The organism is Streptomyces sparsogenes subsp. cuspidosporus, from assembly GCF_039532705.1.
GTDB lineage: Bacteria > Actinomycetota > Actinomycetes > Streptomycetales > Streptomycetaceae > Streptomyces > Streptomyces sparsogenes.
Window position 1 is genome coordinate 1 of the sequence record NZ_BAAASD010000014.1, and the last position, 24,276, is coordinate 24,276.

Consider the following 24,276-nt stretch of genomic DNA (forward strand, 5'->3'; position numbering starts at 1 on the left):
GTCGGGGGCGGCGGCCGCGGTGGGGTCGGCGGCGGCCACGGCCGCCCCGCCGCCGGCGGGGCCGCCACCGCCGGGCGGCGCGGGCGCGGGCGGGCTGTCGTAGGGCTCAGGCATAGCGGATCCTCGGGTCGAGCACGGCGTAGAGGAGGTCGACGAGCAGGTTCGCCAGCAGGAAGACGATCACGAGGATGGTCACGAAGCCGACGACCGTCGGGGAGTTCTGGCGCAGGATGCCCTGGTAGAGCTGGTAGCCCACGCCGTGGATGTTGAAGATCCGCTCGGTGACGATGGCGCCTCCCATGAGCGCGCCGAGGTCGGTGCCGAGGAAGGTCACCACGGGGATCAGGGAGTTGCGCAGCAGATGGCGGACGATCACCCGGCGCCGCGGCAGCCCCTTGGCGACGGCGGTGCGCACGTAGTCGGCGCGCGCGTTCTCCACGAGGGAGGTGCGGGTGAGCCGGGTGGTGTACGCGAGGGAGACCAGGCCCAGGACGACGCCCGGCAGCAGCAGCTGCCCCAGGGGCGCCTCGGGCGCGACGGAGGGCGTGGTCCAGCCCCACTTCACCCCGATCAGATACTGCAGCACCGAGCCGCTGACGAAGGTCGGGACGGAGACCACCACCAGGGTCAGCAGCAGCACGGAGGTGTCCAGGGCGCGCCCTCGGCGCAGCCCGGTCGCGACCCCGAGGGTGAGCCCGAGGGCCGTCTCGAAGAGGACGGCGACGAGGGTGAGCCGGAGGGTGACGGGGAAGGCGTCGGCCATCAGCTCGGTGACGGGCCGGCCGTCGAAGGCGGTGCCGAAGTGGCCGCTGAAGACCTGCCCCATGTAGTGGACGTACTGTCGCCACAGCGGCTCGTCGAGGTAGAGCTCCTGGCGGATGCGGGCGGCGGTGGCCGGGTCGGGGGCCTTGTCGCCGAAGAGCGCGGCGACGGGGTCGCCCAGCGCGTACACCATGAAGAAGATCAGGAAGGTGGTGCCCAGGAAGACGGGGATCATCTGGAGCAGTCGCCGGAGCACGTGGCGGCCCATGGCTCAGCCGACCTCGATCCGGTCGTAGACCGGGACGCTGAACTGGTTGAGGGTCACCCCGCTGAGCCGGGAGGAGTAGCCCGCGCTGCCGTTCTGGTACCACAGCGGGATGGCGGGCATCTGCGCGGCGAGGATCTTCTCGGCGTCCTGGAAGGCGGCGATGGCCGCTCCGTCGCCGGACTCGGCGTTGGCCCGGTCGACGAGCCGGTCGAATGCGGCGTCGCTCCAGTGGCCGTCGTTGGACGAGGCGTCCGTGTAGTAGAGCGGCTGGAGGAAGTTCTGGATCAGCGGGTAGTCCATCTGCCAGCCCGCCCGGAACGGACCGGTCATCCGCTTGTCCGTCATCTTGTTGCGGTAGTCGGCGAAGGTGCCGACCGGCCGGCCCACGCAGGCCCGGTCGCTGCGCAGCACGGTGTTGACGCTGTTGCAGACCGCGTCGACCCAGTCCTTGTGGGAGCCGCTGTCGGCGTTGTACGTGATGGTCATCCGCCCGCCGGGCAGCCCGCCGCCCGCCTTGATCAGCGCCCTGGCCCGCGCGGGGTCGAAGCGGCAGGCGTCCCCGCACAGGCCGGGCCGGTAGCCGCCCCGGCGGCGCAGCACCGGCGAGGTCCAGTCGGTGGCGGGGGTGCGGGTGCCGTGGAAGATCCGGTCGGTGATCTGCGCGCGGTTGATCGCCATGGAGATGCCGCGCCGGAGCCGGTCCGAGCCCGGGCCCCGCCAGCGGCGGTCGTACATCGGGAAGGTGAGGGTCTGGATGATGCCGGCGGGCCGGTTGATGTAGCGGTCGCCGAGGTCGGAGCGGACGAACTTCAGCTGCGCGGCGGGCACGTCGTCGACCAGGTCGAGGTTGCCCGCCTGCAGATCGGTGTAGGCGGTGTTGCTGTCCGTGTAGACCCGCAGGTCGACGCCCTTGTTGCGGGGCTTGTCCGGGCCCGGGTAGTTGTCGCGGGCGCGCAGCTTCATCACGGAGCCCTTGGTGTACGACACCACCTCGTACGGGCCGTTGCCGACGGGCTTGCGCAGCCAGGCGGCGTGGTCCTCGAAGAAGGCGCGGGGCAGCGGCGCGTAGGCGTTGTAGCCGAGCGTCTCGGGCCAGCTGGAGAACTTCTGGTTGAGCCGCACGGTGAAGGTCCGCTCGTCCTTGACGCGCAGTCCGGCCAGGGTCCTGGCGGTGGGGCGGCCGGTCGCCGGGTGGACCTGGTCGTAGCCCTGGATGTACTCGAAGAAGTAGGCGTTGCGCTGCTCGTGGTCGAGCAGCGCGGCGTAGTTCCAGGCGTCCACGAAGGACTTGGCGGTGACCTTCTCGCCGTTGCCGAACCGCCGGCCGCGCTTGATGGTGACGGTGAAGTTCCGCTGGTCGGTCGTCAGGATCCGCTCCGCCAGCGCGTTCTTGGCCTCGCCGGTGTCGGGGTCGTACCGCTTGAGGCCCCGGAAGATCATGTCGAGGACCTTGCCGCCCTGCACATCATTGATGTTGGCGGGCTCCAGCGGGTTGGGCGGGTCGCTCCAGGAGGACCGTACGACCCCCTGGGGCGCGCCGCTGCCGCCGCCGCAGCCCGTGACGGCCGGGGCGGCGAGCGCCACGGCGAGGGCCGGGACCCCCACGGCCCGCGCCGCGCGCCTGGCGCGCGGGGCGCGCGCGGCGATGCGCATGGGTGCCTCCCGAGGGCCGAACGGAGTCCCGGCGTGAGCTCCGGCTCAGTCCCCCCATGACATCCCAGGAGGTGACGTTCCGCATCCGCGCGGCGGCCGTCCGTGTCGGCCCGTCCTGCTGACGGCGGCGACGGTCAGCCGTGGCTGATGACGACCTTCCCGAAGCCGCCACCCGACCGGACGTACCGGAAGGCGTCGGGGACCTCGTCGAAGGGGAACACGCGATCGATCACCGGGCGCACCCGATGGACCTCGACCGCCCGGAGCGTAGGTGTCGGCCAGCACCATCACATCGCGGAATCCGATCGAGTTGGCGCGCTCGAAAGCGGCCGCTCCCAGCCGGGCCGCGCCATCCTCATCCGGCTGGCCGAATCGCTCGGGCTCTCCCTCCGCGAACGCAACGACCTGCTGGCCCGGGCCGGTTACGCCCCGGTGTTCGCCGAGTCGGGCCTGGACGAGGCGGCGCTGCGGCCCGTCCGTGCCGCCCTCGAAGAGATCCTGTACGGCCATCTGCCCTACCCGGCGCTCGTCTTCGCCCCGTACGGGCGGGTGGTGGCGGCCAATGACGCCGTCTCGGCTTCGCCGTCCCCCTGCGGCTGCTGCGGACGCGGGCGGCGGAACGGCGCGGAGATCTGCGGTGAGTATGAGACGGCGACACGCCGTCGCGACGGCGTGTCGCCGTCTCATACTCACCGCGAACAGAGCACAGATGATCGACATGCAACCTCGCCAGCAGCGGGCGAACAATGAGACAAGGGCAGTTCATAGCCGATCCGAGAAGGTGACAGTGATGCGGAACTCGATCGTGCGCGCCCTGGCTACCGGCGCTGCGGCGGCCCTGCTGGCCGGCGGAGCGGCAGCTACCGCCACGAGTACCGCCTTCGCGGCGCCCGCCGTGTCCGCGAAACCCGCGGCGGCCTCCGCCCAGGACGACGGGAGCACACCCTCGCCCACGCCCACGCCCCATCCCTCCATGACGGGCAAACACTGTGCGGAGATCAAGGCCCACAGTGAGACGGTCACTCACAACGGGAACAGCTACAAGCTCTGGTTCTCCGGCCAGAAGGTCTGCTACATGAAGTGACCGTCAGCGGTCACTCGATCATCCGGTCGAACTCCCCAGCCTTGGCGGCCCGCAGGAACGCGCGGAGCGTGGCTGCGGGCGCGGCTATGACCACCTCCGGGTCATCGCTCTCGCGGAGGCGGGGGGTTCCCATGGGGTCGGCGGCCGGTTCCAGGCAGTTGGCTGCCTCGCCGGTGCTGAAGCTGGACTTCCGCCGCGCCACTGACGCGTACGTCAGCGTGGACTGGGAGCCGACGTCGCCGGACTTCCGAGTCACCGTGTGGGCCTCCGGCGACGGGCCGCCGCAGCCAGTGGTGGCGCGGGCCGAGATCGGAAAGCTGTTGGACGCCGCGCGTCGCGAGGTCGTCCCATGAGCCGGGTGCAGCATTGGCCCGAATCGGGCGGATCCTGAATCAGCACGAGGGCCGCCCGGACCGTCAGCACGGTCCGGGCGGCCCTCGTCACGGCTGGCCGACGCGGCGGACGCTACGCGTGGACCACGTCCTTCTCCTCCGCGAAGTGGCACGCCGACTCGTGCGCCGCCGGGGTGTCCGCGCCGGCGAAGCGCTCGGGGATGGCGAGGAGGGGGACCTCCTTGGCGCACTTGTCCTGGGCCTTCCAGCAGCGGGTGCGGAAGCGGCAGCCCGAGGGCGGGTTGGCCGGGGAGGGGACATCGCCCGCGAGGATGATGCGCTCGCGGCCCTCGCGGGAGTCCGGGTCGGGGACCGGGACGGCGGACAGCAGCGCCTGGGTGTACGGGTGGGTGGGGTGGTCGTAGATCTCGGTGTCGGTGCCGATCTCCGCGATCTTCCCCAGGTACATCACGCCGACGCGGTCGGAGATGTGCCGCACGATGGACAGGTCGTGGGCGATGAAGAGGTAGGAGAGGTTGAACTCGTCCTGCAGCTTCTCCATCAGGTTGATGACCTGGGCCTGCACCGACACATCCAGCGCCGAGACCGGCTCGTCGCAGATGATGATCTCCGGGTTGAGAGCCAGGCCGCGCGCGATGCCGATGCGCTGGCGCTGACCGCCGGAGAACTGGTGCGGATAGCGGTTGATGTACTCCGGGTTGAGCCCCACCACGTCCAGGAGTTCCTGCACCTTGCGGCGCCGGTCGCCCTTCGGGGCCACCTCGGGGTGGATCTCGAAGGGCTCACCGATGATGTCGCCGACCGTCATCCGGGGGTTCAGCGAGGTGTACGGGTCCTGGAACACCATCTGGATGTTGCGCCGGACGGCCTTCAGGGCCCGCCCCGACAGCTTGGTGATGTCCTGGCCCTTGTAGAAGACCTCGCCCGCCGTGGCGTTCTCCAGGGTCATCAGCAGCTTGGCGACGGTGGACTTGCCACAGCCGGACTCGCCGACGATGCCGAGGGTCTCGCCCTGGTAGAGGTCGAAGGAGACGCCGTCGACGGCCTTGACCGCGCCGATCTGCCGCTTGAAGAGGATGCCCTGGGTCAGCGGGAAGTGCTTGACCAGGTTGCGCACCTGAAGGATGGGCTCCCCGCGCTCGACGGGGGCGTCGATGGCGGCGACCGCCGCCTCCTCGGTGGCGGCCTTGACGACGTCGACCTCGGTGACGTTGGGCGTGGCGTCGGCGGGAGTGGCGTCCACGGCCTCGTCGGTCTTCCTGATCTCAGCCATGGATCGTCTCCTTCCAGAAGTGGCACGCGCTGCCGCGGCCCGGCAGCGGGGTGCCGTCCTGCTCGGTGACCGGCTCCAGCAGCGGAACATCGGTGCGGCAGATGTCCTGCGCCTTGGGGCAGCGCGGGTTGAAGGCGCAACCCGTGGGGATCTTGAGCAGGTTGGGCGGCAGGCCCTTGATCGCGTAGAGCTCCTGGCCCTTGCGGTCCAGACGCGGGATCGACTCCAGCAGGCCCTGGGTGTACGGGTGGGCCGGGCGCTTGTAGAGCTCGTGGACCGGAGCGGTCTCGACGATCCGGCCCGCGTACATCACCGCGATCTTGTCGGCGACGTCGGCGACGACGCCCAGGTCGTGGGTGATGAGGATCAGGCCCATGTTGTACTCGCGCTGGAGCTCCGCGAGCAGGTCCATGACCTGGGCCTGGACGGTCACGTCCAGCGCGGTGGTCGGCTCGTCGGCGATGATCAGGTCCGGCTCCAGCGCCATGGCCATAGCGATCATGATGCGCTGGCGCATACCGCCGGAGAACTGGTGCGGGTAGTCGCCCACCCGCTCCTTGGCCGCCGGGATGCGGACGCGGTCCATCAGCTCGATGGCCTTGGCCTTGGCCGCCTTCTTGGACAGGCCCTGGTGGACCCGGAACATCTCGCCGAGCTGGTAGCCGACGGAGAGCACCGGGTTGAGCGAGGAGAGCGCGTCCTGGAAGATCATGGCGATCTTCCGGCCGCGGATCTTGCGGCGCTCCTCGTTGGACATGGTGAGCATGTCCTCGCCGCGGAACAGGATCTGGCCCTGCGGGATCTTTCCGGGCGGCATGTCGAGGATGCCCATGATCGCCTGGGCGGTCACCGACTTGCCGGAGCCGGACTCGCCGAGCACGGCGAGGGTCTCGCCCGCGTGGACGCTGTAGTTGACGCCGTTGACGGCCTTGGCGACACCGTCCCGGGTGTGGAACTCCACATGCAGGTCGCGGACTTCCAGCAGCGGGGTGCCGTCGTCGCCCTCACGCTGTCGGGCGGGGGCGCTCGCGGTCTTCTCAATAGTGGTCACGTACGCCCTCCTCAGCGCAGCTTGGGGTCGAGGGCGTCGCGCACCGCGTCGCCGAGCATGATGAAGGCGAAGACGGTGAGGCTCAGCATCCCCGCCGGGAACAGCATCACATGCGGGTTGTCACGGATGGCGTCCTTGGCCGAGGAGATGTCCACGCCCCAGGAAACCGTCGGGTCGGCGAGGCCCAGGCCCAGGTAGGACAGCGTGGCCTCGGCCGAGATGTACGCGCCGAGGGCGATCGTCGCCACGACGATCGTGGGCGCGATCGCGTTCGGCAGCACATGGCGCAGCAGGATCCGGCGGGTCCCGGCGCCGAGGGCGCGCGCCGCCACCACGTAGTCCGCCTGCTTGGCGGTGATCACCGAGCTTCGGGTCACCCGGGTGATGGTCGTCCAGCCGAGGAACGCCAGGGCGCCGATCACGACGTACACCTTGCGCTCGGTGAAGGCGTTGAGCACGACCATCGTGCCGAGCAGGTACGGCAGGCCGAAGAAGATGTCGGTGATCCGGGAGATGATCGAGTCCAGCCAGCCGCCGAAGTAGCCGGCCAGCATCCCCAGCGTGCCGCCGACGAGGGTGACCGCGACGGTGGTGCCGAGGCCCACCAGGACCGAGGCGCGGGTGCCGTAGACGACACGCGCGTAGATCGAACGGCCCTGGATGTCGTAGCCGAACCAGTCGGACTGGAAGAAGTGGGTCAGCTGCGGCTTGGCCAGGAAGTGGTTGGTCAGGTCGCCGTCGCGCGGGTCCGCGCTGGTGAACAGACCGGGGAAGGCGGCGATCAGCAGCAGCAGCATCAGCAGCACCGCCGCGATCCAGAACATCGGCCGGTGGCGCAGGTCGTACCAGGCGTCGCCCCACAGGGAGCGCGGCTTCTCCTGGGCGGCGGGGCCGGCGGCCGGCACGGTCGCCACCTCGGTCGGCGGGGCCACGGCGTCGACCGCCGTGTCGGTCTTGGTCTTGGTCACGTCAGGCATAACGGATCCTCGGGTCCAGGACCGCGTACAGCAGGTCGACCAGCAGGTTGATCAGCAGGATGATGAGGACGAGGACCGTGACCACGCCGACGATCGTGACGCCCTCCCGCTGCGTGAGCGCCTTGTACAGCAGGTTTCCGACGCCCTGGATGTTGAAGATGCCCTCGGTGACGACGGCGCCGCCGACCAGGGAGCCCACGTCGGTGCCCAGGAAGGTCACCACCGGGATGAGCGAGTTGCGCAGCAGGTGGACGCCGACGATACGGCGGCGCGGCAGGCCCTTGGCGAGCGCGGTGCGCATGTAGTCGGCGCGCAGGTTCTCCGCGAAGGTGGTCCGGGTGAGCCGGGCCACGTACGCCATGGAGAGCATGCCGAGCACGAAGCCCGGTAGCAGCAGCTGTTCGAGGTTGGTGGAGTCCTGGACGTTGGGTGGCAGCCAGCCGAGTTCGTCGGCGAAGACGAACCGGGCGAGGTAGCCGAGGACGAAGACCGGCATCGAGATGACGATCAGCGTGAAGATCAGGACACCGGTGTCCACGGCCTTGCCGGCCTTGAGACCGGCCCAGGCGCCGAGGCCGATGCCGATGACCATCTCGATGGCGAGGGCCACCGCGGCGAGGCGGAGCGTCACCGGGAACGCCTCGCCCATCTCGTCGATGACCTGGCGGCCGCCGAAGGTCTCGCCGAAGTTTCCCTGGAACAGGTTGCCCATGTAGTCGAGGTATTGCATCGGCAGGGACTTGTCCATGCCGAACTTATGGCGCAGCGCCTCGACCTGTGCGGGGTCCGCCGCCTTGTCGCCCCACATCGCCCTGATGGGGTCGCCGGGAAGGACGTGGACCATGAGGAAAATCAACAGAGTCGTCCCGATGAAGACCGGGATCATCTGGAGCAGTCGCCTGATGACGTAGCGCCCCATTATGCCTCCATGCCGTTGGGGGTCGGCGAAGGCCTCGTCTCGTCAGCAGCCACCGGGTGGGGGGACGGGGGTACGGGGCCTTGACGCCTGCGGGCCGGTGCCGCCGCTCCCCGGGGTGAGGGGCAGCGGCGGCACCGGCCGGCGGTCCCGATGCTTACTTCTTCTTCACCTGGATGTCGGTGAAGATGGGGTCGCCGTCCTGACCGTAGGGAATCTTCCCGTAGATCTTGTTGGACTGGCCGCTGTTGACCTTGTAGAACCACAGCGGGATCGACGGCATGTCCTTGGCGAGGACCTGCTCCGCCTGCTGGTACAGCTTCACCGTCTCGTCGAGCGTCGGGGCCTCGTCGGCCTGCTTGCTCAGCTTGTCGAACTCCTTGTTGGAGTAGCCGCTGGTGTTACCGGCGGCCGTGGTGCCGTACAGGTCGCGCATGAAGTTCGAGTTGACCGGGTAGTCCAGCACCCAGCCACCGCGGTACATCGACTTGACCTGGTGCTTGTCACGGGCGTTCAGGTCGGCCTGGAAGTCCGGCTTCGAGTCGCCGACGCAGTCCACGCCGGTGGCCTTGCGAATGCTGTTGCAGACCGCGTCGACCCAGGGCTTGTGGTCCTGGTCCGCGTTGTACTGGATCGAGATCTTGTTGCCCGGGACGCCGCCACCCTCCTTGATGAGGGCCTTGGCCTTCGTCGGGTTGTAGGTGACCTGCTCCTTCAGCGCGCCGGCCTTGTAGCCGAGCACGCCGCGGGCGACATAGCTGTCGGCCGGGGTGCGCGAGCCGTGGAGCACGGTCTTGGTGATCGTGTCACGGTCGATGGCCATCGACAGACCCTGGATGACCTTGGGGTCGATGTCCTTGAACTGCTTGGTGTAGAAGGCCGGGACGATCGACTGGACCGCCGAGTACTCCTGGTCGATCGCGCGCTTGCCCAGGTCGCTCTTGTAGTTGGTGAGCGCGGTGGTGGGCACCTGCTCGATCCAGTCGAGGTTGTTGGAGCGCAGGTCCGAGTAGGCGGCGTCGGCGGTGGTGTAGTTCTTGAAGTCGATGCCGCCGTTCTTCGGCTTGTCCGGGCCCTTGTAGTCCTTGAACGCCCGGACCTTGATCAGCTTCTTGTGGTCCCAGGAGACGAACTTGTAGGGGCCGTTGCCGATCGGGTGCTCACCGAACGCCTTGGGGTCCTTGTAGAACTCGCTGGGCAGCGGGGACCAGACGTCGTAGCCGAGCTTGTAGGCGAAGTACGAGACCGGGCCGGACAGCTCGATCTTGAACTCGTTGTCGTTGACGACCTTCAGGCCGGACATCTTGTCGGCCTTGGGGTCACCCTTGGCCGGGTGGACGTCCTCGTAGCCCTTGATGTCCTGGAACCAGCTGGAGTTCGTCTGGTTGTTCTTGGTGTTGGCCGCCCAGTTCCACGCGTCCACGTAGGACTTCGCGGTGACCTTCTCACCGTTGTGGAACGTCCAGCCCGGCTTGAGCTTCACCGTCCAGACTGAGGAGTCCTTGTTGGGGGTGACGGACTCGGCGTTGACGTAGGTGAGCTTGCCGGTGCCCGGCTCGTAGCCGACCAGCTGGGAGAAGACCTGCCGGATGACGCGGCTGCCCTGGCTCTCCTTCTGGTTCGCCGGCTGGAGCGGGTTCTGCGGCTCGCTCAGCTGGGCGGTCAGGATCCCGTTCGGGTCCGCCGCCCCCTTGTTCATGTCGTTGTTGCCGCTGTCACTGCCGCCGTCGCCACCACAGGCGGTTGCGGCCAGCGCCACAATCGCCGCCATCGCGACCCACTTGGCGCTCTTGGCACCGCGCATGGGTTTGCCTCCTCAGGAGTCCACTGTCACTACGTAAAGGGGCAACCGGAGACACGCTGACACCCCTGACAGCGAACGGGACCGGAACCCCCCGTGTGCTCGCAAGGCCGGCGCTCCCCACAGCGCGTGACCCATCGACCCGAGCTCAACGGACCCCATAATTGAGCACGGCAGTCCCGTTAACCACACTTTAAGGGTCTCGCTTTGGTCACAGGATCTACGCGCGGAGCTTCGAAATCCGGACAAAACTGCCGCAGACAGACACACGCGAAACGGACTGTTAACACATCATGCGGAGCGCAGTCACCGATAATCGGACACTGATCGCCGCATAAGCGTTTGACTGGCATCTAGCTGACATGGCAGTGGCCCGGACTCCCTGCCTGAGGGCGGGAAATCCGGGCCGACGGGATGTGGCGAACAGCACACCGGCCGATTACCCATGGTAATCGGCCGGTGTGCTGAGATCAGCGGGCGCGGGGCGCGCGGTGTCCCCGCGGGGCGCGCGCGGCGCCCCGCGGACGGGTGGGTCAGCGCTTGGCGCGGGCGGCGGACCGGGCGCGCTCCTTCTGGTCCAGCACCACCTTGCGGATGCGGACCGTCTCCGGGGTCACCTCGACGCACTCGTCGTCGCGGCAGAACTCCAGGGACTGCTCCAGCGACAGCAGCCGCGGCGGCACCAGGGACTCGGTCACATCGGCCGTGGAGGACCGCATGTTGGTGAGCTTCTTCTCCTTGGTGATGTTGACGTCCATGTCGTCGGAGCGGGAGTTCTCCCCGACGATCATGCCCTCGTACACCTCGGTGCCCGGAGAGACGAACAGCGTGCCGCGCTCCTGGAGGTTGGTCATCGCGAAGGCGGTCACCACACCCGAGCGGTCGGCCACCAGCGAGCCGTTGTTACGGGTCTTCAGCTCCCCGAACCACGGCTCGTGGCCCTCGTGGATGGAGTGCGCGATGCCGGTGCCGCGGGTCTGGGTCAGGAACTCCGTACGGAAGCCGATGAGGCCGCGGGAGGGGACGATGAACTCCATGCGGACCCAGCCGGAGCCGTGGTTGGACATGTTGTCCATCCGGCCCTTGCGGGTGCCCATGAGCTGGGTGACCGCGCCCATGTGCTCCTCGGGCACGTCGATGGTGATGCGCTCGATCGGCTCGTGGACCTTGCCGTCGATCTCCCGGGTGACCACCTGCGGCTTGCCGACGGTCAGCTCGAAGCCCTCCCGGCGCATGGTCTCCACCAGGATGGCCAGCGCCAGCTCGCCCCGGCCCTGCACCTCCCAGGCGTCCGGGCGGTCGGTGGGCAGGACGCGCAGCGAGACATTGCCGATCAGCTCGCGCTCCAGGCGGTCCTTGACCAGCCGGGCGGTGACCTTCCGGTCCTTCACGGCCGACTTGTCGGCGCCCTTGCCGCCGGGGCCGCGCCCGACCAGCGGCGAGGTGTTGGTCCCGATGGTCATCGAGATGGCCGGCTCGTCGACCGTGATCAGCGGGAGGGCGATCGGGTTCTCCGGGTCGGCCAGGGTCTCGCCGATCATGATGTCCGGGATGCCCGCCACCGCGCAGATGTCGCCGGGCCCGGCCACCTCGGCGGGCTTGCGGGTGAGCGCCTCGGTCATCAGCAGCTCGGTGATCCGGACGTTGGAGATCGAGCCGTCGCGCTTGATCCAGGCGACGGTCTGCCCCTTCTTCAGCTCGCCCTGCTCGACGCGGAGCAGCGCGATACGGCCGAGGAAGTTGTCCGCGTCCAGGTTGGTGACATGGGCCTGGAGGGGGGCGCTCGCGTCGTACTCGGGGGCCGGGACGGTGTCCAGGAGGGTGGAGAAGAACGGCTGGAGGTTGTCGCTGTCGGCCGGGACGGTGCCGTCCTCCGGCTTGTTCAGCGAGGCGATGCCGTCGCGGGCGCAGGCGTAGACGATCGGGAACTCGATCTGCTCCTCGGTCGCGTCCAGGTCGAGGAAGAGGTCGTACGTCTCGTTGACGACCTCGTCGATCCGGGCGTCCGGGCGGTCGGTCTTGTTGATGCACAGGATGACCGGCAGCTTGGCCTGGAGCGCCTTGCGCAGCACGAAGCGGGTCTGCGGCAGCGGGCCCTCGGAGGCGTCCACCAGCAGCACGACCGCGTCCACCATGGACAGGCCGCGCTCGACCTCGCCGCCGAAGTCGGCGTGGCCGGGGGTGTCGATGATGTTGATGGTGACGGGGTCCCCGCCGTCCGCCGGGTGGTACTTCACGGCGGTGTTCTTCGCGAGAATGGTGATGCCCTTCTCGCGCTCCAGGTCGTTGGAGTCCATGACCCGGTCGTCCACCTGCTGGTGGGCGGCGAACGCGCCGGCCTGCTTGAGCATGGCATCGACGAGGGTCGTCTTGCCGTGGTCGACGTGGGCGACGATGGCGACGTTTCGAATGTCGTGGCGCGTGGGCACTGCGGCGCTTCTCCCGGATTCGTGGATGGCGGCGCGCCCGGTCCGGCACGCCCGCCCGCCGGGCAGATCACGCCACGGCCTCACCCCATGGTACGTGGGCGGGGCGGCGGCAGCCGCCCCGCCCGTGCCGGGCCGGGTGTCCGGACACCCCGTAGGCGCTCAGGCCCGCGCGGGGTCGCCCTCGCGGCAGCCCAGGCGGGCGGCCTCGCGAGCACCCTGGGACAGGCTCTTCTCCAGCTTCTCTCCACACCGGACGATGATCATCTCGGTAGTGGGGTCCCATGTCATCACATGGCCGGAGCCGGCCGCCCGAGGCCCTTTCCCGGCCTCGGGCGCGCAGGAGTAGCGGACATCACCCTCGACCAGGTCCACCGCGCGGGCCACGACATAGCGACCGGATGCCTTGGCGGTCTGCTCCCCGGACGCGGCCTTCTTGACGTACTTGGTGGTACGTCCGGTGTCGTCGAGCATCGTGACCCCGTCACCGGCGAGCCCCGTCCTCTGGTGCCGGGCGAGGTCGCGGATCAGCCGCTTCCCGGGCACCGCGGCGCCCCTGGTGCTGACCGACCGGGTGTAGCGGGCGACCTCCTTGGCGTCCACGGTGCTCACCTTGTCGCCCTTGTCGTAGTGGGTGCCCGTCATGTCGGTCAGCACCGTGCGCCGGGAGACGTTCAGCCAGGTGTACGTGGCGTCGGCGCACGCCTTGGCGGTCGCGAGGCGCTGGGTGCCGCTGCGCGGCGCCCCGTCCTCACCGCCGGACGTACAGCCCGTGGCCCCCGCCGCGATCACTAAGGCCGCGATCGCCGTGGTCAGTCCGTGCTTCATGTCGCCATCCCCCGTCTGTGCGGTGTGTGGTCAGGTGCCAAGCTTCGGACCAACCGACCTGCCGTACAAGGGAATTGAGGCAGTCCTGAGGATCACTTCCGGAAGCCGATGTCCTGGTACCGGGGCGTGGCGAAGCCGAAGGCGCCCGCGTTGACCACCGTCTTCCGGGCCGCGACGAGCTGGGGGCGCTGGTAGAGCGGGATGGACCCGGCCGCCGCCCAGATGCGGGCGTCCGCGCGGCCGACCAGGGCCCGGGAGGAGCCGGCGTCGAGCTCGGCGATCGCCTGGTCGAAGAGGTGGTCGATCTGGTCCGTGCCGACCCGGGTGTAGTTCTGCTCGACGACCAGCGAGCCGTCGGCGGCGGGCTGCGGCTTGGCGTAGATCGGTCGGCCGTCGGTGGCGGGGTAGGCGCTGGCGGGCCAGGAGTAGAGGGCGAGGTCGTAGTTGCCGGAGGCGATGTGGTCCTTGAAGTAGCCGCTGCCGGAGACCTTGACGACCTTGGTGCGGACGCCGACCGCCTCCAGCATCCGCGCGATGCGGTCGCCGACCTTGTCCAGCGGGGCGGTGCCGGAGCCGCTCGGCACCACGAAGCGCAGCTCCAGCGGCCGGCCGTGCTTGCGGACGACGGCCGCCGCGGCGTGCCCGCTCCGCTCCGAGCGGCCCGCGTCGCCCTGCCCGGCGTCGCGGCGGCTCGCGTCGCGTCCGCCGTCCCGGCCCTCGTCGTCCGTTCCGGCGCCGAGCGCCTTCTCCCGGTCCGAGGCGGTGCCGGGGCGCCAGCCCGCGTCCGCGAGCAGGGCCTGGGCGGCGTGGGTGTCCTTGCCGCCGATGGCGCCGCTGTGGTCCTTGTAGCCCTGCTGGCCGGCCATCAGCAGGTGGTTGCCGAGCGGCTTCGCGGGCAGGCCCAGGGGCCTCAGCACCAGCTCGGCGAGGGCCTTGCGGTCGATCGCGCGGGCCACGGCCCGGCGCACCCGCTCGTCGGCGAGCGGGCCTTTGGTGCCGTTCAGGGCGAGCTGGGTGTAGGCGGGCTCCAGGGCCTTGCGCACGGTGAACCTGCGCAGGGCCGCCGTCCTGGCCCGCACCTTCTCGGGGGCGTTCGCCTCCGCCCAGGCGCGCATCGCGTCGGCCGCGTCCCGGCCGCCCTGGGCCACCTGCTCCTGGTCCACCCGGTCCTGGCCTGCCTGGTCGCCGGCCGCCCGGTCCTGGCCCGACCGGTCCCCGGCCGCCCCGTGGCGGGCCGACGGCTCGGCCGCGGCCTGCTTCTTCGCCCCCTTCTTCCCCGGCGCCTGGCCCGCGGCCTCGATCCGCTCGGCCGTCGCCCGGTCGACCTCGGCCAGGTCGAGCTTGCCGGCCAGCAGGGCGGCGGCCCTCCGCTTGACCGGCACGGCCTTGAAGACCAGCTTGTCGAGCCGGGCCCGGTCGCCCCACCAGCGGGGATTGCGGACGAGCGTGACGCTCTTGGTGCCGCCGGTGGTGCGGCGCATCATGAACGGGCCGGCGCCGACCGCGAGCCCCCTGCGCCGCCCGTCGTTGAACGCGGCCGGGTCGCCCATCACGCTCTTCGGGTACAGCGGGGTGAACAGCGAGCGCCAGTCCGCGTACGGCTTGGCGAAGGTGACCTCGACCTCGTGCGCCCCGTCGCCGGGCTCCACCTTGGCGATGCGGTCGTATCCGGCGTTGCGCGCGGTCCAGTACGCGCCGTCCGTACCGCGCAGCGCCTTCCACTGGGCGGTGAAGTCCTCGGCGCCGATCGGGCGCCCGTCGGTCCACACCGCCTTCGGGTTGAGCTTGTAGCGCACGACCTGCTTGGGCTCGCGGTCCACCACGTCGGCGGCCTCGAGGTAGTCGGGGTCGCGCTGCGGGCGGCCCCGGCCGTCCAGGGTGAACAGCGACGGCAGGACGGCGCCCGCGATCCGCTGGGTGCCGCTGTCGGCGTTGGTCTGGAAGGCGTTGAACGTCCCGGGCGCCGCGTCCAGCGCCCAGCGCAGCGTCCCCCGGTCGGCCACCCGGTCGCGGGCGGCCGCGGCCACGTCCCGTCGTGCGGCGGCGGGCGAGCTGTCGTCACCGCTGGAACTGCACCCGCTCACCCAGGGCAGCGGCAGCAGCACTCCCGTGGCGAGCAGCGCGACGCGGCGGCGCTTGGCGATGGACATGGCACGTACCTCCGGGGTGGGCCTGCTCGGCCGGCCGGGCCGGGAGAGCCGGGATTGTGCATATTTGGCATATTGTGACGCTCATCGCATATACTCCTCACTCAAAGCGACGGTTCAGAAAACAGCACGCCGAGACGGCCATGGAGGGCAAAGGATCACCCGACCGGGTCAATCCGGGGGGCGCGCACCCCCGCGCGCGAGGGTGTGGGTGCGCCGGTGGCTCGGTGAATCGCGACAGATCCCTTCCCAACCGTGACTGTGACGCGCAACACTCGCTGTCGCATGAGCGTCGCCAACCGCAACCGCGGAAGTGAGGGCAAGCGATGTCCTTGAACGACGACTTGACGGCCGTCCAGCGCTGTCTCGACGACCTGGTCCGCTCCGTCCACCGGCTGGAGCAGTCGGTCGGCGCCGGCGGCCTGGAGATACGCCGCGTCCGTACCGACACGGACCACCTGCGCGAGAGCCTCGCCCTGCTGCGCGAGACGGCCCCCGGCGAGCGGGCCCGCCCCGAGATGGTGCTGGTCCCCGACGCCCCGTACAACAGTGCGCTGTGGTCGGACGTCGACGACGAGGGGCTCGGCGCGCGCGACCGCCACGCGCCCTGAGGCGCGCGCCCGCCCGGCGTTCTCGAGGCGCGCGCGACCGTCACGCGCCCTTGAGGCGCGCGCGGGCGCCCGGCGCCCTTCCGGCGCGCGCCGCCCCCACCCCACCCGCACACTCCACCACGGAGTTCACCTTGGCCACAGGCACCGGCCCCCAGGCCCGTACGACCTCCGGACCAGACCCCGCCGCGCACGGCGTCCACGCGCCCTCACGCGCCGCCGTCCCCGCCCGCCATCTGCGGACCGACCGCTGGTGGCTCGCGCCCGCGGCCACCGCCGCCGGGCTGTTCGCGTTCGTCGTCTACTCGACCTGGCGGGCCTTCTCGGGGGCCGACTACTACGCCGAGCCGTACGTCTCGCCCTTCTACTCGCCGTGCGTCGCGCAGAACTGCGTGCCCATGAAGAGCGGCGCGAACTGGGAGATCTTCGGCGCGTGGTGGGGCCTGTCCCCCGCCCTGCTGATCCTGATCTTCCCGCTGGGCTTCCGGCTGACCTGCTACTACTACCGCAAGGCCTACTACCGGGGCTTCTGGGCCTCACCCCCGGCCTGCGCGGTCCCCGAGCCGCGCGCGAAGTACACCGGCGAGACCCGCTTCCCGCTGATCCTGCAGAACCTCCACCGCTACTTCTTCTACTTCGCGGTGATCGTCGCCGGGATCCTCACCTACGACACGGTGCTCGGCTTCCGCGACGAGCACGGCCGGTGGGGCCACATGGGCCTCGGAACCCTGGTCCTGCTGATCAACATCGTGCTGATCTGGGCGTACACCCTCTCCTGCCACTCCTGCCGGCACATCGTCGGCGGCCGGCTCAAGCACTTCTCCCGGCACCCGGTGCGCTACCGGCTGTGGGGCTGGGTGAGCAGTCTCAACGCGCGCCACATGGCGCTGGCCTGGGCGTCGCTGGTCAGCGTCGCGCTGGCCGACTTCTACGTCTATCTGGTGGCGAGCGGCGCCTTCGACGATCCGCGCTTTTTCTAGGAGAGGTGCTCGAGGATGACGCAAGTCGAACGGCAGGCGTGGGACGTGGTCGTGGTCGGCGCCGGCGGCGCCGGGCTGCGGGCCGCGATCGAGGCGCGCGAGCAGGGCAAGCGCTGCGCCGTCATCTGCAAATCGCTCTTCGGCAAGGCCCACACCGTGATGGCCGAGGGCGGCATCGCCGCCAGCATGGGCAACGTCAACGAGGGCGACAACTGGCAGGTCCACTTCCGGGACACCATGCGCGGCGGGAAGTTCCTCAACCACTGGCGGATGGCCGAGCTGCACGCCCAGGAGGCCCCGGACCGGGTCTGGGAGCTGGAGACCTGGGGCGCGCTCTTCGACCGCACCCCCGACGGCAGGATCTCCCAGCGGAACTTCGGCGGCCACGAATATCCGCGCCTCGCCCATGTCGGGGACCGCACCGGCCTGGAGCTGATCCGCACCCTCCAGCAGAAGATCGTCGCCCTTCAGCAGGAGGACAAGGCCGAGTTCGGCGACTACGAGGCCCGGCTCAAGGTCTTCCAGGAGTGCACCGTCACCCGCGTCATCAAGGACGAGGACGGGGAGCGGGTCGCCGGGGTCTTCGGCTACGAGCGCGAGTCCGGCCGCTTCTTCGTCATCGAGGCCCCCGCGGTGGTGCTGGCCACCGGCGGCATCGGCAAGTCCTTCAAGGTGACGTCCAACTCCTGGGAGTACACCGGCGACGGCCACGCGCTGGCCCTGCTGGCCGGGGCGCCGCTGGTCAACATGGAGTTCGTGCAGTTCCACCCGACCGGCATGGTCTGGCCGCCCTCCGTCAAGGGCATCCTGGTGACCGAGTCGGTGCGCGGCGACGGCGGGGTGCTGCGCAACAGCGACGGCAAGCGCTTCATGTTCGACTACATCCCGGACGTCTTCAAGGAGAAGTACGCCCAGACCGAGGACGAGGCCGACCGCTGGTACGAGGACCCGGACAACAACCGCCGCCCGCCCGAGCTGCTCCCCCGCGACGAGGTCGCCCGCGCCATCAACGCCGAGGTCAAGGCGGGCCGCGGCTCCCCGCACGGCGGGGTCTTCCTCGACGTCTCCACCCGGATGCCCGCCGAGGTGATCAAGCGGCGGCTGCCCTCCATGCACCACCAGTTCAAGGAGCTGGCGGACGTCGACATCACCGCCGAGCCCATGGAGGTGGGCCCCACCTGCCACTACGTGATGGGCGGGGTGGACGTCGACCCGGACACCACGGCCGCGGCCGGGGTGCCCGGGCTGTTCGCCGCGGGCGAGGTCGCCGGCGGCATGCACGGCTCCAACCGGCTCGGCGGCAACTCCCTGTCCGACCTGCTGGTCTTCGGCCGCCGCGCGGGCCTGTACGCGGCCCGGTACGCGGAGGAGGCCGCCGGCGCGGGGCGGCGGCCGGCGCCGGACGACGCCCAGGTCGACCTGGCGGCGGCCGAGGCGCTGCGCCCGTTCAGCGCGGAGGGCGGCGACCCGGGCCTGGCCACCGGGCCGGCCGAGAACCCGTACACCCTCCACCAGGAGCTCCAGCAGACCATGAACGACCTGGTGGGCATCATCAGGCGGGCCGGGGAGATGGAGGAGGCGCTGCAGCGCCTGGCCAATCTGCGGGTGCGGGCGCGGCGCGCCGGGGTGGAGGGGCACCGGCAGTTCAATCCCGGCTGGCACCTGGCGATCGACCTGCGCAACATGCTGCTGGTCAGCGAGTGCGTGGCACGCGCCGCGCTGGAGCGGACCGAGAGCCGCGGCGGGCACACCCGCGACGACTATCCGGAGATGGACCGCGAGTGGCGGCCGGTCAACCTGGTCTGCCGACTCGCCGACCCCTCGGGCGGTCTGGCGGCGCCGGACGCGCGGCAGGGGCAGATCCGGCTGGAGCGCCGCCGGACCCCGCCCATCCGGCCCGATCTGCTCGGCCTGTTCGAGAAGGACGAGCTGGCGAAGTACCTGACGGACGAGGAGCTGACCCAATGACCGCGTACGAGGCCCACTTCAGGGTGTGGCGGGGCGATGTGGAAGGGGGCGGCCTGAAGGACTTCCACGTCGAGGTCAACGAGGGGGAGGTCGTTCTGGACATCGTCCACCGGATCCAGGCGACCCAGGCACCGGATCTGGCGGTCCGCTGGAACTGCAAGGCGGGCAAGTGCGGCTCCTGCAGCGCCGAGATCAACGGGCGGCCCCGGCTGCTGTGCATGACGCGGATGTCGGTTTTCGGCCGGGACGAGACGATCACCATCACGCCGCTGCGCGCCTTCCCGGTCGTCCGGGACCTGGTGACGGACGTGTCGTTCAACTACGAGAAGGCGCGCGAGGTGCCGGCCTTCGTGCCGCCCGAGGGCCTGGGGCCGGGCGAGTACCGGATGTGGCAGGAGGACGTGGGGCGGCCGCAGGAGTTCCGCAAGTGCATCGAGTGCTTCCTGTGCCAGGACACCTGCCACGTGGTGCGTGACTTCGAGGAGAACAAGCAGGCCTTCGCCGGGCCCCGGTTCCTGATGCGGGTCGCCGAGCTGGACATGCACCCGCTGGACGCGGCGGGCGAGGCCGGGATCGACCGCAAGCGCACCGCCCAGGAGGAGCACGGGCTCGGATACTGCAACATCACCAAGTGCTGCACCGAGGTCTGCCCGGAGGGAATCAAGATCACGGACAATGCGCTGATCCCGCTCAAGGAGCGGGCGGTGGACCGCAAGTACGACCCGCTGGTGTGGCTGGGCAACAAGATCCGGCGCCGCCCGTCCTGACCCGGCCCGCCCCTCACCACATGCTCAGCAGGGCCTCCACGGAGTCCGGGCCCGAGGAGCTCCCGTCGGGCAGCGGCAGCTCGAACCAGACCGTCTTGCCGTGGGGGGTGCGCCGGCTGCCCCAGCCGGCGCTGAGCAGGCCGACCAGCTGGAGCCCGCGCCCGCCCTCGTCGGTGTCGCGGGCGCGGCGGCGGCGGGGCTGGACCAGACCGCCGTCCCAGACCTCGCAGACCAGGGTGCGGTCCAGCAGCAGCCGCAGCCGGATCTCGCCCTCGCCGTACCGCAGCGCGTTGGTGACCAGCTCGCTGACCAGCAGCTCGGTGGTGTCGGCCAGCTCGTCCATGCCCCAGGACTCCAGCTGCGCGCGGGCCAGTTCGCGGGCGCGGCCGACGGACTTGGGCTCGCTGGGCAGCTGCCAGTCGCCGACCGAGTCGGCCGACAGACCCTGCACCCGGGCCATCAGCAGGGCGATGTCGTCCTCGCCGTGGTGGGTGTCGAGGGTGCTCAGCACGTGGTCGCAGACGTCCTCCAGCGACCCCGCCACGGCCTTGCGCCCGGCGGCCCCGGCGGCCGGGGCGGAGGTGTCGCCGCTGACGCCGCTGCCGGCGCTGTCGGCGCTGTCGGCGGGCTTCTGGGGGTCGAGGGCCGCGCGCAGGGCCTGGAGGCCCTCGTCGAGCGTGTGGTCGCGGGATTCGACCAGGCCGTCGGTGTAGAGGGCGAGCAGCGCGCCGTCGGGCAGCTCGACCTCGATCTCCTCGAACGGCTCGCCGCCGACGCCGAGCGGCATCCCGGGCGGGACCTCCATCAGCAGGGCGGGCTCGCCCGGTTCCACGAGGACGGGCGGCGGATGCCCGGCGTTGGCGAAGGTACATCGCCGGGTGACCGGGTCGTAGACGGCGTACACGCAGGTCGCGAGGTACACCTCGGACAGGTCGGAGGAGCCGTCGGCGGCCTTGGCACCGCGGGCCAGGGCGCGCGAGCCCGCCCGCCCGCCGGCGTGCGAGCCGCCGGGCGCGCCGAGCCCGCTGGCGATCTCGTCGAGCGCGGAGAGCACCTCGGCGGGCTCCAGGTCGAGCAGCGCCAGGGTGCGTACGGCGGTGCGCAGCTCGCCCATCGCGACGGCGGCGCGCAGTCCGCGGCCCATCACATCGCCGACCACCAGGGCCGTGCGGTGTCCGGGCAGCTCGATGACGTCGAACCAGTCGCCGCCCACCTCGGTCGCGGCGTTGCCCGGCAGATAGCGGCAGGCGATGTCGAGTCCGGCGGCCTCGGGGTCGCCGGGCGGCAGCAGGCTGCGCTGGAGTATCAGCGCGCGCTCGTGCTCCCTGCGGTAGAGGCGGGCGTTGTCGATGGAGACGGCGGCGCGGGCGGCGAGTTCCACCGCGAGGGCGGTGTCCCGCTCGCCGAAGGGCTCGCTGCCCTTGGTGCGGGAGAACTGGGCGAGGCCGACCACCGTGTCGCGGGCGACCATCGGCACCACGAGCGTGGACTGCAGCATCGTGCTGCCCAGTTCCAGGCTCTCGCCGCCGCCCGGGCCGGGGACGACGCGGGCCCGGGCGGTGCGCAGGGCCACGGCGCAGGAGGAGTTGAAGGGGTAGCGGTGCACCTCGCCGACCTGGATGGGCTTGGTGGCGCCGCCGGTGTCGTCGTCGCCCCCGGCCCGGTAGCTGTCGCCGAAGGCGACCGGGCCGTCCGAGACGGCGCTGGCGAAGGCCACCCGGCGCAACTCGGCGCTGCCGTCGGCCAGTCCGGGCGGGGTCTCGTCGCCGGAGAGCAGACCCTGGTAGAGGTCGACGGAGGCCAGGTCGCAGAACTGCGGCACGGCCACGTCCAGCAGCTCGCGGGCGGTGGTCTCCAGGTCGAGGGAGGTGCCTATTCGGGCCCCGGCCTCGTTGAGCAGCGCCAGGTTGCGGCGCACCCCGGCGGCCTCCTGCTCGGCGCGGCGGCGGCCGGTGACATCGGTGGCGAGACCGGCGACGCCGATGGGCCGGCCGGAGCCGCTGTGCAGCCGGTACAGCGAGACGGACCAGCGACGCCGCTCGGGGTTGCCGGGCACGGTGCCCACGATGGGCATGTCGGTCAGGGCCTGCCCGCTGTCGAGGACCTGGCGCAGGGCGGCGGCGAGCCGGTCGGCCTCGCCGCGCGGCAGCAGGTCGTACGCGGAGGCGCCGCGGTACGTCTCGGCGGGGCGGCCGAAGACCGTCGCAAACCGCTCGTTGACGCGCAGCATGCGGAGATCCGTACCAAAGAGAAAGAAACCGAGCGGAGATTGACCGAAAACGGCCTGCGACGCGGCAAGGTCGGTCTCCAGTCCGCGCAGGGCCGTGACATCGACGGCGATGCACAGGGCAGAGCGCTCGCCGTGCTCGGTCTCGGACGGCATCACGTAGACCTCGGCGATCCCATGGCCGTGCGGTGCCTGGGGGTTGTGGTAGGGGACGAGCCCCGTCCACTCCCTGCCGTCGAGGATGTCGGCGACCCTGCGGCGGCTGGCCTCGCGCAGCTCGGGCGGTACGAACGCCTCCACCGGGTCCCTGCCGATGGCCTGTTCGGCGGTGAGGCCGAGGAGCTCGGTGGCGCGCCGGCTCCACTGCGCGATCCGGCCGTCGGGCCCCAGCGAGAACGAGGCGACCCGGATGTAGTCATAGATCGAGCCGGGGGAGCTGCTCTGCCACACCGGGGGTGTCGAGGGCAGGGAGGATCCGGACAACACGAGCGAAGTCGACATTGACGACACCTGCGAACCAACCGCCTCCTCGGGCATATCCGCCCCCGCTGGCTTCTCGCTCATGCGCCCGTCCCCTCCGGCTCAGGTGCTCCGACCGGCTCCCAGATAGCGAGTATCCAGCACCTCGGCCATCCGGAGTACGGTCTTCACGATCACAGCACTATCTCAGCCCGCGTTCAGGTCCCGTCCTGGCTTTTTGACAAGCGCTCAAGATCAGTGCTCCCCCACACTCCTAACCGGGCAGAGCCAGCTCGAACCACACCGTTTTCCCGGCGCCGTCACGCCGGGCACCCCAGCGCAGGGCGCTGCGGGCGACCAACTGGAGACCGCGGCCGCCCTCGTCCTCCGGCGTGGCCACCCGCTCGCGCGGCGGGTCGGCGAGCGGGTCGGAGACCTCGACCAGCAGGACCGGCTCGGCCGCGGCGCGTTCGCGGCGGGCGTACATACGGACGCCGATCGGACCGCTGGCGTGCCGCAGCGCGTTGGTCACCAACTCGCTCACCAGCAGCACCGTCACATCGCACAGCGGGGCCAGGCCCCAGTCGTCCAGCGCCTGGCGCACCTGGGAGCGGACCACCCGGACGGCACCGGGCTCGGCGGGGAGGACCCACTCGGCGACACCGGGCCCCCCGGGCCGGAACCCGGCCGCCCCCGCACTGTCCGTCACGCCGATCACTTCCCCCGACATGTCGAAGCCCCGCCGGAATGTATGGATTCAGGGAGGTTAATCAGTACATACCCGATATCCGGGTGGGAGTACCGCCCACCATCGCAAAGCCGTGGTCAGGGCTTTCCCCAGTGGCGGCTTTGCGGGCGCGGTGTCGTCAGGCGCGTCTCGAGGCGGGCGCGGTTTCGTTCACGCGGGGCTCAAGGCGGGCGCGTCTCGAGGCGGGCGCGGGCCGTACCGGCCCTTGGCGGAGGCTAAGCGCCCAGCAGCCGCCGTACCGCTTCGGCCACCGCCGGACGGTCCTCGTCCAGCCAGTCGACCTCGTCCACGCGGTCCGGCGGGAGCCAGCGCAGCTCGTCGTGGTCCTCCAGCGGGCGCGGCTCGCCCGAGCGCAGCTCGGCGGTCCACACCTGGAGGACGTATCCGGGCTTCAGGGCCCACTCTCCGGGCAGCCGCTCCAGCGGCCGCACCTCGACGCCCAGCTCCTCGCGCAGCTCCCGCACGAGGGTCTGCTCGGGCGTCTCCCCCGGCTCGGCCTTGCCGCCCGGCAGCTCCCAGCGGCCCGCGAGCTCGGGCGGGGCGCTGCGCCGCGCGGCCAGCAGCCGCCCTTGGTCGAACACCGCTCCGCCCACCACCACGCGCACCGTCATGCGCCGCACCCTACGGGAGTGCCCCGGGGTGCGACGCGGGAGATCGGCGCGGGTGACGGAAGGGGGGAGGGTCGGGCCCGCCCGGCGGGTCCGGCGGGTCCGGCTGGGGGTCAGCGGCTCTGGCGGGAGGCCGCGGTCCGCTCGACGACGTAGAGCTGCTCCTTGCTCTGCGAGTCGAGCCGGTCGGCCACTTCCTGGGCCTCGGTCTTGGTGGCGTAACGGCCGACGCGATAGCGGTTGCCGTTGTCGTCCTGGCGGATGACGAGCCATGGCAGGACGGCATTGCTGTCACTCATCGGTCCGCCCCCTCCAATCCGGCGCGCCCCCGCGCACGCCTCCGTGACTCCGGTAAGGAATTCCCGATCCGCA

Annotated in this window: 21 protein-coding genes; 5 read left to right on the forward strand and 16 right to left on the reverse strand. The window is 70.7% G+C overall.

Annotated features, from left to right (window positions below):
* Positions 1-106: 106 nt before the first annotated feature.
* From ABFY07_RS18410 to ABFY07_RS43165, 3 genes are all read right to left on the reverse strand, one after another.
* Positions 107-1,030: an ABC transporter permease gene (locus ABFY07_RS18410; protein WP_065964057.1), complete on the reverse strand. Its 924-nt coding sequence runs from the start codon at positions 1,028-1,030 to the stop codon at positions 107-109.
* Positions 1,031-1,033: 3 nt separating this feature from the next.
* Positions 1,034-2,683, reverse strand: coding sequence for a peptide ABC transporter substrate-binding protein (locus ABFY07_RS18415; RefSeq protein ID WP_346175533.1), 1,650 nt, complete (start codon positions 2,681-2,683; stop codon positions 1,034-1,036).
* Positions 2,684-2,817: 134 nt separating this feature from the next.
* A complete protein-coding gene (locus tag ABFY07_RS43165) occupies positions 2,818-2,925 on the reverse strand; it encodes a zinc-binding dehydrogenase (RefSeq protein ID WP_428836953.1) in 108 nt (35 codons plus the stop codon).
* Between the two features lie 548 nt (positions 2,926-3,473).
* On the opposite strand from ABFY07_RS43165, the gene ABFY07_RS18425 reads away from it, so the two are divergent.
* Positions 3,474-3,767: a hypothetical protein gene (locus ABFY07_RS18425; protein ID WP_346175535.1), complete on the forward strand. Its 294-nt coding sequence runs from the start codon at positions 3,474-3,476 to the stop codon at positions 3,765-3,767.
* Positions 3,768-3,777: 10 nt separating this feature from the next.
* Here the strand turns inward: ABFY07_RS18425 and ABFY07_RS18430 are convergent, their stop codons facing one another.
* The 9 genes from ABFY07_RS18430 to ABFY07_RS18470 form a co-directional block, all read right to left on the reverse strand.
* Positions 3,778-4,023 carry a DUF397 domain-containing protein gene (locus ABFY07_RS18430; RefSeq protein WP_428836954.1) on the reverse strand — a complete coding sequence of 82 codons (246 nt, stop codon included), beginning with the start codon at positions 4,021-4,023 and terminating at the stop codon, positions 3,778-3,780.
* Between the two features lie 209 nt (positions 4,024-4,232).
* Complete coding sequence (locus tag ABFY07_RS18435) at positions 4,233-5,393, reverse strand: ABC transporter ATP-binding protein (RefSeq protein ID WP_346175536.1); 1,161 nt, start codon at positions 5,391-5,393, stop codon at positions 4,233-4,235.
* A complete protein-coding gene (locus ABFY07_RS18440) occupies positions 5,386-6,444 on the reverse strand; it encodes an ABC transporter ATP-binding protein (RefSeq protein WP_346175537.1) in 1,059 nt (352 codons plus the stop codon). The genes ABFY07_RS18435 and ABFY07_RS18440 overlap by 8 nt, the downstream gene beginning before the upstream one ends.
* Positions 6,445-6,455: 11 nt before the next feature.
* Positions 6,456-7,421 carry an ABC transporter permease gene (locus ABFY07_RS18445; RefSeq protein ID WP_346175538.1) on the reverse strand — a complete coding sequence of 322 codons (966 nt, stop codon included), beginning with the start codon at positions 7,419-7,421 and terminating at the stop codon, positions 6,456-6,458.
* Entirely contained in the window at positions 7,414-8,340 is a 927-nt protein-coding gene (locus ABFY07_RS18450; protein WP_346175539.1) for an ABC transporter permease, read from the reverse strand. The genes ABFY07_RS18445 and ABFY07_RS18450 overlap by 8 nt, the downstream gene beginning before the upstream one ends.
* A gap of 154 nt (positions 8,341-8,494) precedes the next feature.
* On the reverse strand, positions 8,495-10,141 hold the full coding sequence (locus tag ABFY07_RS18455) for a peptide ABC transporter substrate-binding protein (protein ID WP_346175540.1): 1,647 nt from the start codon (positions 10,139-10,141) through the stop codon (positions 8,495-8,497).
* Positions 10,142-10,671: 530 nt separating this feature from the next.
* Positions 10,672-12,567 carry a translational GTPase TypA gene (typA, locus tag ABFY07_RS18460; protein WP_346175541.1) on the reverse strand — a complete coding sequence of 632 codons (1,896 nt, stop codon included), beginning with the start codon at positions 12,565-12,567 and terminating at the stop codon, positions 10,672-10,674.
* A 159-nt stretch (positions 12,568-12,726) separates the two neighbouring features.
* Positions 12,727-13,392 (reverse strand): hypothetical protein, encoded by a 666-nt coding sequence (locus ABFY07_RS18465; protein ID WP_346175542.1) that lies wholly within the window; start codon positions 13,390-13,392, stop codon positions 12,727-12,729.
* Between the two features lie 92 nt (positions 13,393-13,484).
* Complete coding sequence (locus tag ABFY07_RS18470) at positions 13,485-15,542, reverse strand: ABC transporter family substrate-binding protein (protein WP_346175543.1); 2,058 nt, start codon at positions 15,540-15,542, stop codon at positions 13,485-13,487.
* Between the two features lie 323 nt (positions 15,543-15,865).
* Between ABFY07_RS18470 and ABFY07_RS18475 the strand changes: the two genes are divergently transcribed.
* The 4 genes from ABFY07_RS18475 to ABFY07_RS18490 all read left to right on the forward strand — a co-directional run bounded on the left by ABFY07_RS18475 (position 15,866) and on the right by ABFY07_RS18490 (position 19,862).
* Entirely contained in the window at positions 15,866-16,150 is a 285-nt protein-coding gene (locus ABFY07_RS18475) for a hypothetical protein (RefSeq protein ID WP_065964025.1), read from the forward strand.
* 131 nt (positions 16,151-16,281) lie between these two features.
* Positions 16,282-17,127 (forward strand): hypothetical protein, encoded by an 846-nt coding sequence (locus tag ABFY07_RS18480; RefSeq protein WP_346175544.1) that lies wholly within the window; start codon positions 16,282-16,284, stop codon positions 17,125-17,127.
* Between the two features lie 15 nt (positions 17,128-17,142).
* On the forward strand, positions 17,143-19,095 hold the full coding sequence (locus ABFY07_RS18485) for a fumarate reductase/succinate dehydrogenase flavoprotein subunit (RefSeq protein ID WP_346175545.1): 1,953 nt from the start codon (positions 17,143-17,145) through the stop codon (positions 19,093-19,095).
* The gene (locus ABFY07_RS18490) at positions 19,092-19,862 is read left to right on the forward strand and encodes a succinate dehydrogenase/fumarate reductase iron-sulfur subunit (RefSeq protein ID WP_065964019.1); all 771 of its coding nucleotides are present in this window, start codon (positions 19,092-19,094) and stop codon (positions 19,860-19,862) included. Before ABFY07_RS18485 ends, ABFY07_RS18490 begins: the two co-directional genes overlap by 4 nt.
* Positions 19,863-19,875: 13 nt before the next feature.
* On the opposite strand, the gene ABFY07_RS18495 is transcribed toward ABFY07_RS18490, so the two are convergent.
* From ABFY07_RS18495 to ABFY07_RS18510, 4 genes are all read right to left on the reverse strand, one after another.
* The gene (locus tag ABFY07_RS18495) at positions 19,876-22,653 is read right to left on the reverse strand and encodes a SpoIIE family protein phosphatase (RefSeq protein ID WP_346175546.1); all 2,778 of its coding nucleotides are present in this window, start codon (positions 22,651-22,653) and stop codon (positions 19,876-19,878) included.
* A gap of 169 nt (positions 22,654-22,822) precedes the next feature.
* Positions 22,823-23,266 carry an ATP-binding protein gene (locus ABFY07_RS18500; protein WP_346175654.1) on the reverse strand — a complete coding sequence of 148 codons (444 nt, stop codon included), beginning with the start codon at positions 23,264-23,266 and terminating at the stop codon, positions 22,823-22,825.
* A 245-nt stretch (positions 23,267-23,511) separates the two neighbouring features.
* Positions 23,512-23,907, reverse strand: a complete 396-nt coding sequence (locus tag ABFY07_RS18505) for a (deoxy)nucleoside triphosphate pyrophosphohydrolase (protein WP_346175547.1) — start codon at positions 23,905-23,907, stop codon at positions 23,512-23,514.
* Positions 23,908-24,017: 110 nt separating this feature from the next.
* Positions 24,018-24,203: an SPOR domain-containing protein gene (locus tag ABFY07_RS18510; RefSeq protein WP_065964012.1), complete on the reverse strand. Its 186-nt coding sequence runs from the start codon at positions 24,201-24,203 to the stop codon at positions 24,018-24,020.
* Positions 24,204-24,276 lie beyond the last annotated feature (73 nt).